This is a genomic window from Stenotrophomonas sp. 2YAF26 (assembly GCF_052114625.1).
Lineage (GTDB): Bacteria > Pseudomonadota > Gammaproteobacteria > Xanthomonadales > Xanthomonadaceae > Stenotrophomonas > Stenotrophomonas indicatrix.
This window is the reverse complement of record NZ_JBFRFC010000021.1, coordinates 41092-50258: the sequence shown is the minus strand read 5'-3', so window position 1 is coordinate 50258 and position 9167 is coordinate 41092. Positions and strand designations below refer to the sequence as shown.

General features: G+C 67.2%; 7 protein-coding genes. 1 reads left to right on the top strand and 6 read right to left on the bottom strand.

The genetic code is table 11. The annotated features are described in order from the left end of the window. Positions 1–95: 95 nt before the first annotated feature. The 6 genes from AB4Y98_RS18335 to AB4Y98_RS18310 all read right to left on the bottom strand — a co-directional run bounded on the left by AB4Y98_RS18335 (position 96) and on the right by AB4Y98_RS18310 (position 8053). A complete protein-coding gene (locus tag AB4Y98_RS18335) occupies positions 96–1556 on the bottom strand; it encodes an esterase-like activity of phytase family protein (RefSeq protein WP_442244869.1) in 1461 nt (486 codons plus the stop codon). 21 nt (positions 1557–1577) lie between these two features. Continuing rightward, positions 1578–3878 (bottom strand): TonB-dependent receptor, encoded by a 2301-nt coding sequence (locus tag AB4Y98_RS18330; RefSeq protein WP_442244868.1) that lies wholly within the window; start codon positions 3876–3878, stop codon positions 1578–1580. 223 nt (positions 3879–4101) lie between these two features. Beyond that, positions 4102–4479, bottom strand: coding sequence for a DUF2894 domain-containing protein (locus AB4Y98_RS18325; protein WP_442244867.1), 378 nt, complete (start codon positions 4477–4479; stop codon positions 4102–4104). Continuing rightward, positions 4469–5128 (bottom strand): OmpA family protein, encoded by a 660-nt coding sequence (locus AB4Y98_RS18320; RefSeq protein WP_025874313.1) that lies wholly within the window; start codon positions 5126–5128, stop codon positions 4469–4471. The genes AB4Y98_RS18325 and AB4Y98_RS18320 overlap by 11 nt, the downstream gene beginning before the upstream one ends. Beyond that, positions 5125–7389, bottom strand: coding sequence for a DUF802 domain-containing protein (locus AB4Y98_RS18315; RefSeq protein WP_442244866.1), 2265 nt, complete (start codon positions 7387–7389; stop codon positions 5125–5127). The genes AB4Y98_RS18320 and AB4Y98_RS18315 overlap by 4 nt, the downstream gene beginning before the upstream one ends. Positions 7390–7399: 10 nt before the next feature. After that, entirely contained in the window at positions 7400–8053 is a 654-nt protein-coding gene (locus AB4Y98_RS18310; protein ID WP_032975341.1) for a DUF3348 family protein, read from the bottom strand. 143 nt (positions 8054–8196) lie between these two features. Here AB4Y98_RS18310 and AB4Y98_RS18305 point away from each other — a divergent pair, with 143 nt between their 5' ends. Then, entirely contained in the window at positions 8197–9114 is a 918-nt protein-coding gene (locus tag AB4Y98_RS18305) for a M14 family metallopeptidase (protein ID WP_025874316.1), read from the top strand. Positions 9115–9167: the final 53 nt, after the last annotated feature.

Below are 9167 nucleotides of genomic sequence, written 5' to 3'. Positions count from 1 at the left end.
ACCAGGCGGTGCGTCCGGAGGTTCATGAAGTTGCCGGCCAGCGGCCGGCACTACCAAGTGTCGGGGTTTGTGAGATTGCCGGCCAGCGGCCGGCACTACGGCAGGGTGAGCCGATACACCAGCACCCGGTTGTCGTTGTCGTACGCACTGTCGCAGTGCTCGCCCTGCATGCGGCAGTTGCGGGCGGTGAAGTCGTTGTCGTTGCCGATCAGCAGCAGTACGTCGTTCGGGTGCTCTGGATCAAGCGCAGGCAACACATCCATCGCCTCCCATTTCTCCGACAGCAATCCCGGGTGAGGGCCACGCCCTGTGTCCAGGTCCAGCCCGGCCCGGGCGAGCTGCGGTCGGTCGAGCAGGTTCAGCACCTCTTTGACGTTGGCGGGCACGATGCCGGTCTTCAACATGGCGTCAGCCGGATCGGCCAGCACCGATGCCGTGCCGGTCTCATATTCCGTGTCCACCAGATTGGAGGCCTGCGCCACGTTCACCAGCAGCACCGATTTATAGACGATCGGGTCGTTGCCCTCCTTGCCCAGTCCATTGCCATCGCGCGCCAGCATCAGGAAACGCTCGTTGTCCAGCGCACGCAGCTCGCTCTGCGCAGCGGTACGGTCGAGCTTGCCTTTGCCATCATGGGCGTAGGCGGGCAGGATCATCACATGGTGGCCCACCGGTTGCGTCGGCGTCGGGTTGGCAGACACGTCGTAGACCAGCACGCGGGTGTTGATGCGGCCGGCGGCATTGCCCGCCGCGCTGTCCTGCATCAGCGCGCTCTGCAGGGCAACGAACAACCGTGTGCCGTCGGGCGACAGGCCCATGCCTTCCACGCCCTGGTTGTTGCGGCGCCCGGTCTGCGGCGGGGCCAATGATCCAAAGGCAGGTTTGCCATCACGTTGTGGCTGGATCGCCTGCGGCGGCACGATCACTCCCTGCAGCTGGCCCTGTGCATCGAAGTAGTAGACGTTGGCGGTGTACTCGTCGCCGATGTAGAAGTGGCCGTCGGCAGTGAACTGCAGCGATTCGGCATCAAGCGCGACCTTGCCGGCCCCCGCGCCCACGGCGGGCGAGGGCAGCACCACGCCACGCTGGTTGATCGTGTGATCACCCGGGTCGGCACCGGTGAAGGGCTGGCCGTTGTAGTCCTTCAGCACCAGCCCCTTTTCTGGCGTCATCGTCACCACGCCGAAGCCCTTGGACGTTCCCTGCGGCCAGTCGATGCGCAGCTTCATGCGCTCCAGACGGCCGGCATAGTCGTAGAACAGCCCGGCCTCCGGATCGTTGCGGCCGCGGTCGGGCAGGGTCCACAGCACCCCTTGGTAACCCCGCGCGGTGCGCCGCCACGTGCCCGGCTGTATCGCCAACGACGAGAACGAGCCCAGCGTATCGCCGAGGAAGTCCACGGTGCCTGCCGGCAATCGCCCGGCGGCGACCAACCCCTTGTCCACGTAGGTGAAGCTGCCCACGTCCACCGCGCGTGGCGGCACGCCGCGGGCTTCATGCGGTGCGTTGTAGCCGCTGACCGAGAGCGCGGCCAACAGCAGGGCAGTAGCGGACATGGGTGACTCCTCGGCCGGCGATCAGAAGCGGATGTCGATGGTACCGAACACCTGGCGCGGTGCCGACGCATGGAACACATACAGCTTGCCCGACGGGTCGCTGGGTGCGAACACGCTCGAATCCAGGTTGCTGGCGTAGCGCTTGTCGCCCAGGTTGGTCACGTTCAGCGACAGTCGCATTCCCTTGGCGAAGCCGACCTGGCCGAAATCGTAGCCGCCGGCCAGGTCGAACACGGTGAAGCCACCGAAGCCCTGGTCGTTGGTATAGGTGTAGAAGCGCTCGCCGGTGTACTTGCCGCGCAGACTGGCAAACCAGCCGTTGTCGCGCCAGGTGATCTCAGTGGCCAGCAGCTGCTTGGGCGTGTCGGTCTGGATCTTGCCCTTGATCTGCTGTTCGACGCCGGCCTGGAAGTAGTTGGAGGCGTAGGTTGAGCGGTTCAGCGACGCCGAGGTGTACCAGCTGAAGTGCTCGTTCGGTGTCCACAACACGGTCAGTTCGGCACCGCGGCTGTCGACGCCGCCGACGTTGTAGAAGCGGTTGCCGCAGGTCGGTCCGACCGCCTGCCGCGAGTCGCAGGGGTTGTACTGCAGCAGGCGGTTGTCGAAGCGCACGCTGTAGGCGGCGACCGATGCCTGCAGGGTGTCGGTGACGAAGCGGTAGCCCGCTTCCAGCGAGCGTGATTCCTCTGGCTTCAGGTTGCCCTGCGCGTTCCAGGTGGCCTGGCTGACCGCCTGCGGGCCGAGCTTGAAGCCGCCTTGGAACATGGCGATGTTCTCGGCGTAGCTGGCGAACACTTCGTGATGCTCGCTGAGGCGGAAGTTCGCACCCACGCTGGGCAGGAAATTCTTGCTGGCCTTCAGCGAGCCGGTGGCGAACTGGTTGTTCGAGCTCGGCGAGATCGGTGTCTTCGCATCGCCGGGCAGCGCCTGCGCATCGGAGGTGGCATGCGGGCTCTTGGCGCCGAACTCCAGGGTCAGGCGGTCGTCGAGCAGGCGCCAGGTGTCCTTCAGGAAGAACTGGTGGGTCTTCCAGCGCGTGCGTTGGGCGAATACGCCCACGTCCGAGGGCAGGGTATTCATGCCGCTGAGGTCGCGTGGTCCGTCCACAGCGGTCTGGTAGCGTTCGGCACTGCTGGTGTTGCGTTCGTACCAGACGCCACCTTCGATGCGGTGTGCACCCAGCTCCCAATCGAACGACAGCGTGCCGCCATCGCGGTCGATGGTGTAGACGGTGTTGCGGAAGATGATCGGGATTTCCTGTGCAGTGCCCTTGTTCGACCAGGCGCCGCTGTTCCAGTTGTGGCCTTCGCCGCGGTCGTCGTGGTGGTAGGCCAGCGCCCGCAGGGTGAAGCCGTTGGCGAGGAAGAAGTCGCCGGCCAGGTAGTACAGGTTGTCATCGCGCAGGATCTGCCCGGCAGTGAAGGCACCGTCGGCATCCTTGTCCGCACCGCTGTTGTCGCACTTCTTCGCATTGAGGCTGGCGGTGTTGCAGTAGGCCTTGGCCACGGCCTTGTTCCAGTCCGGTGCATAGCCGCCCCAGTCCCAGCCCAGGCCGCGGGACATCTCGTCTTTGGACAGGTAGAAGTAGTCCGCCTGGCTGGTGCGCGAGGTGTCGACGAAGCCGGTGATCTGGCCGCTGCCGAAATTCCACACGCCCTTGGCGTTGAACTGCTTGGTGGTGGACTTGTTGTAGGCGGTCTGGTCGTTCCACAGGTCCGAGACCGCGTTCATGCCCGATACGTAGCCGGAGAATCCGTTGTACTCGCCGCTGTCCACGCGCACGAAGGTGCGGCGGTTGGCATCGCTGCCGAAGGTCTGCACCACGCGGCCGCCCAGTTCCTGCGCCGGTCGGTCGGAGGTATAGGAAATGCTGCCGCCGAGGTTGCTGGTGGACGGCGTGCCGAGGCTGCCGATACCCACCGCGAGTTCGGCACCAGCCATGTTCTCGCTGATCAACGCACGGTTGATGGTCAGGCCGTTGTAGTTGTTGTACGCGCCATCGCCCAGCGGCACGCCGTCCAGCACGTAGCCCAGGCGGGTGGAGTTGAAACCGCGCAGGCTCAGGGTCATCGACTGTTCGTTGGTGCCCAGCGCGTCGGCCGACTGCGCGTTGACGCCGGGCAGCAGATTCAGGGTCTTCTGCAGGCTGGTGCCTGGCGGCAGGATGTCCAGGTTCTCGCGGGTGATGCGCTGCACCTGGCGCGCCTCGCCACTGCCGATGACTGAAACTGCATCGAGGTCGGTGGCGGACGGCGCCTGCTGCGCCCACGCGGTCGGTGCAAGGGCCAGGGACAACGCAGCAGCCAACAGGGTCTTGGTCATGGAACAGGCACTCAGGCAAGCGCGAGCCGCCGCATGGAAGCGGAGCTCAGGCAGATGAAAGGGGAAGCGTTGCTGCGTGTGCGCTTTAGCGTCGCATCCTGCAATGCCCGCAGCTTCATCTGCGGACATACGGGTGGGTAGTGCCGGCCGCTGGCCGGCAACTGCGGGATGCTGCGGAGGGTTCATGAGGCTGCCGGCCAGCGGCCGGCACTACCGGTATCGGTCAACCCGCGTTGCGCGGCTTGCGTGTGCGTTTGGGTTTTGCTGCATCACCGCCGCTGGCGGCACCATCCTGCAACGCCTGCAGCCACGACAGCGTATCGACATAGTCGATGAAGTGGCGCAGATACCCGGGGCTGGTCGCCTGCATCGTGTCCAGCATGCGCTGCACCAGCACTGCCGAGTTCAGTGGGCCGCCGTCGGCGGGGGCCTCGGTGCGCAGCGAGCGGCGCACCTGCAGTTCGCTGCGCAGCTCGGACCACTCGCGGCGCACGTCGTCCAGCATCGGCACCTGCGGGTAGTGCAGCAGCGATCGCGACCCGCTGTCGAGGTCGCGCACCAGGGCACGCAATCCCTCCAAAGGCAAGGACTCAGCTGCCATTGCCGTTCTTCTCGCCCGGCGCAGCAGCCTTGGGCTTGGGAATCGGCGCGATCTCCACACGGCGGTTGCGCGCGCGGCCATCTTCGTTGGCATTGGAGCTGACCGGCTGCTCGCTGCCGAACGCCGCGGCGAACACCGCATCGGCCGGTACGCCGTCGGCGATCAGGGTACGGGTCACCGTCAGCGAGCGCTGCGCGGACAGCTCCCAGTTGTCGGCGAAGCGGCGGTTGCCTTCCCGCACCGGTGCGTCATCGGTGAAACCGCTGACCATCAGGATCTCTTCGCGCGTGCCGAGATAGGCCGCCAGCGGCGCGGCCAGGCTGCGCAGCAGTTCCTGGCCTTCCGGCTGCAGCTGGTCCGAGTTCAGCGCGAACAGCACGCTGCCGCTGATGCCGATGCGGCCATTCACCAGCGTCACCCGGCCGGCGGCGAGCGGGCCGGCCAGCGCCTGTTCCAGCGTCTGCAGACGCTTGGCTTCGGCCTGGCGCTGCTTGACCTCCTGGTCCAGGCGCTGCGACAACTCCAGCTGCACGGCGACCACGCCGACCAGGATCAGCACGAACGCGCCCAGCAGCACCGACATCAGATCGCCGAATGCCGCCCAGATCGGGGCGTGTGAGCCGCCGTCGACCTCCAGCTCGTCGCTCATGCGCTGCCGGCCTTGCCGCGGCGCGCGGCCAGCTGCTGCAGTTCTTCCATCACTTGTTTCTGTGACAGCAGGCTGAGGTCGACCACCTCGCGCGCCTGCGCCACGTAGTACGCCAACTGCTCATCGCTGCGCGCCAGCGAGGCGTCCAGCGCACCGCCAATCTGCTCCAGGCGTCCGGAGAGCTCTGCCGAAGCGGTGCCGAACTGCTCGACGGCAGAACCGAAGGTGCCGGCCAGCTGGCCCACTTCACCGGCACTGCCATTGAGCAACGCGGCGATGCCATCGAGCTTGCCGGTCTCGGCCGCGATATGGTCGCTGAAACGGTTACCGACGCGTTCCAGCAGTTCGGCCGAGCCTCCGACCAGTGCATCCACAGCGGTGCGCTGCTCGTGCGAGGCGTGGTTGATCGCGTCCAGCAGGGTCTGCACGGTGGCCAGCAGGTGGCCGCGTTCTTCCAGCATCTTGTTGTCGCGCACCAGGCTTTCGGACAGGGTGCTGCGCAGTTCGTTGATGACCTCGGCGGCTGCCTTCGGTGCTGCGGCCGCAGTCTGCAGCAGGGTGGACACTTCGGCCAGCGTGGCGCTGGCCTGGGCACGGCCGTTCTCGCCGATCTGCTGCGCGGTCTGTGCCAACGTGTCGCAGACCTGCTGCTGCTGTTCGGCAAGGCGCTGGCCATTGGCCTGCAGGCGCTCGGCGAGATCGGCCGAAACGCTCTGCAACGCATCGCTCCAGCGCTGCAGGCGCTGTTCGTCGCCTGCCAGTAGCTGGGCCTGCAACGCCGCGTGCGCCTGCTGCAGCTCGGTACTTACCGCGTCCCAACGCAGCTGGCGCTGCTGTTCGCGTGCATCCAGGCCCGCCTGCAGTTCGGCATGCGCCGTGGCGGTGGCGGCCTGTGCGGCCTGCCAATCCTGCAAGCGCTGTTGCTCGTGTTCCTGCAGCAGCGACTGGCCGGCGGCGTGGCGCTCATCCAGTGCCTGCAGCAGCGCCTGCGCACGGTCATCCAGGTGGCTGCTGGCATGCTGCAGCGCCTGCTGCTGGCGCTCGACCAGTTCACTGTTCAACGCATGCTGCTGTTCGGCAGCGGCACGCCAAGCGTCGGCGTTGCCGCTGGCATCGGCCTGCAGGCGCTCGCCGATGCGCACCACCAGCGCTTCACTCTGTGCGCTCTGGCCTTCGCTGAAGGACTGCAGATGCTGGCGCAGTTCGGCAACCAGCGCCTGCTGCGCGCCGGTCTGCTCGGCCACTACCTTGGCCCAGCTCGCTTCGGTCGCCACGCGGCTGCGCTCGAAGCCCTCGGCCAGACCATTCAACTGCTGCTGCACTGCCTGTTCGACACGCGAATGCAGCGCCTGGCCGTGGCTGGCCAGACCGGCCAGGGTGGTTTCGGCCATCGGTTGCAGCGCGCCGCCAATGGCCGCGGCACTGGCTTCAGCACCTTCGCGCAACGACTGCTGCAGCGAGGTGGCCAGGCGTTCCTGCAACGCCTGGCTCTGCGTCAGGAACTCAGCCTGACCGGCCAGCAGGCGCTCATTGGCGGCCGCGCTGTGCTGTTCGAAGGTGCTGGTCATCGCTTGCAGGCGATCGATCAGCGTAGGCAGCGCCGCAGACTGCGACTGCAGCAGGCGCAGCGACTCGGCACGCTGCCAGGCTTGCGAATACGGATGCAGGTCAGTGGCGATGGCGCGGTCCAGCTGCTGCACCACGTGCAGGCGGTCGCGGCGCAGCAGCGCCGACAGCAGGCCCAGCATGGCCGAGCTGGCCACGCCGGCGATGGACGTGCCGAAGGCCACCGCCAGACCCTGCACCGGCGAGGCCAGCGAGCCGCGGATGGCCGCCATGTCGGTGGCGCTCTGCAGCGCTAGGCCCGTGCCGCGCAGGGTGTCCATCATGCCCAGCAGCGTGCCGAGCATGCCCAGCAGCACCAGCAGGCCTACCAGATAGGGCGTCAGCACCGGCGAGGGCAGGGCGGTGCGTTCGCCTTCCACGCGCAGGCGCACGGCATTGCGCAGGCCCAGCGGCACACGCTCCAGCCACGGTGCCAGGCTTTCCTTGGCCAGCGAAAGGTCAGCCAGTGCGGCGCGCAGGCCATTGCTGGCCTGCCGGTAGCGGTACAGCTCCACGCCACCGGCGATGTAGCAGGCTGCGATGATCGCTGCCACGGCTGCACCCAGCGGGTGCACCGAGACATAGCCGACGCCGATCCAGCACACGGCCAGCAGGCCAGCAAGGAAGACAAGGACGTGGAAAACAGTTCTGGACATGGTGTTCCGGTCAGTGTGAGCGCAGGGCGGCAAGCAGCCCCTGGATCGGGTGGAAGCGCAGTTGCAGCTCGGCGAGCAGCAGCGTGCGCATGTCGTGGCGGAAGGACGCGCGCCAGCCGGGCTGGCCGTGCACGCGTTCGAATCGGGCACCCAGCACCGCCGGGGCGGTGGCAAGCAGGCTGTGCTCGCGCGGGCTCAAGGTCTGCTCCATCACCGCATCGACCTCGGCCAGCCGCGCCAGCTCCGGTGACGCCTGCACCAGCTGGTCGCGCAGGCGGCCGCGCAGACGGCCGGTAGCGGTCTGGATGGCCTGCTGCAGCACCCGGTAGCGCTGCCGCAACGAAGCGAAGTTCGGCGCGGCGGCGGCCTCGGCCAGGTCCAGCAGGCGCTCGGCCTCGGCATCCTCGCTCAGCGAGGCCAACAGGCTCGCTTCGGCCTGGGCGCAATCGGCCAGCAGGTCATCCAGCGCTTCGGCGGCCTCGGCCGGTTCAGCCAGGCGGCCATCCAGCGCCCCGGCAAGGGCCACGGCACGGCTCCAGTCCACCCACTGGCCGAGGCGATCGGTCAGGGCGGGACTGGAGGCCGGCATCGCGCCGTCGCTGAGACGGGCGAGCAGACGGAGGAAGTCCGGTCCATCCACGACCGGCTGCGCTGCGTTCGCCATCAAGGGGGTGGGGGCCAAAAACCGTTGATTTTACAACCAGATGAGGCCGGCCGTATGAAGGCGGGGCGAGGGGCAGCACCGATCGGGCCACAAGGCTTAAAATGGTCGGCTGTACCACCGCACCCCGACTTCTGGAGCTTGAGATGACCGTTGCGCAGTTCTACCCGATCGGCACCCCCGGACAGCCCTGGGGCGACGCCGAACGCGCGCAGTGGCGGGCCCGCCAGCAGCGGCAGCGCAGCTACCACGAAGACGTGGTGACCGCGCTGGAACGGCTGGACGAGCGCTTCGACGTGGTGCAGTACGGCCAGTTGGACTACGCCCCGGACCACTACCCGCTGTTTGCGGTGGTGAACCACGACTGGAACCCGGCCCTGCCGACCGCGCTGGTCACCGGCGGCGTGCATGGCTACGAAACCAGCGGCGTGCATGGCGCCCTGCAGTTCCTGGAGCAGCACGCCGAGCGATACCTGGGCCGCTTCAACCTGATCGTGGCCCCGTGCGTGAGCCCGTGGGGCTATGAGCGCATCCAGCGCTGGAATCCCAATGCCATCGATCCCAACCGCAGCTTCCGTGACGGCGGCCTGATCGAGGAAGCCGCCTCGCTGATGCGCTGGGTGGCCGAACGCAAGGCCAACATCCGGGTCCACCTGGACCTGCACGAGACCACCGACAGCGATCTGCACGAGTTCGACCCGGCCCGCTGTGCCCGCGATGGCAAGCCCTTCGAGCGCGACACCATTCCCGATGGCTTCTATGTGATCGGCAACAGCGAAGACCCGCAGCACGAATTCCAGAAGGCGCTGATCGCCGCCGTGGCGCCGATCACCCACATTGCCCCGGCCGACGCCGAAGGCAATCTGGTGGGCATGCCGCTGCAGTCGCTGGGCGTGGTGTGGGGCGAGTCGCGCTCGATTGGTGCATGTGCCGGCTTCACCGATGCGCTGTATGCCACCACCACCGAGGTGTACCCGGACAGCCCGCGCACCAACCCGCAGGAATGCAACGACGCCCAGGTGGCAGCGGTGTGCGCGGGGTTGGATTTCGCTCTGGCCAATTGACGGCCGTGTCGTAAGGCCGGGCCCATGCCCGGCCGCTTTGATCGGCAGCAGGA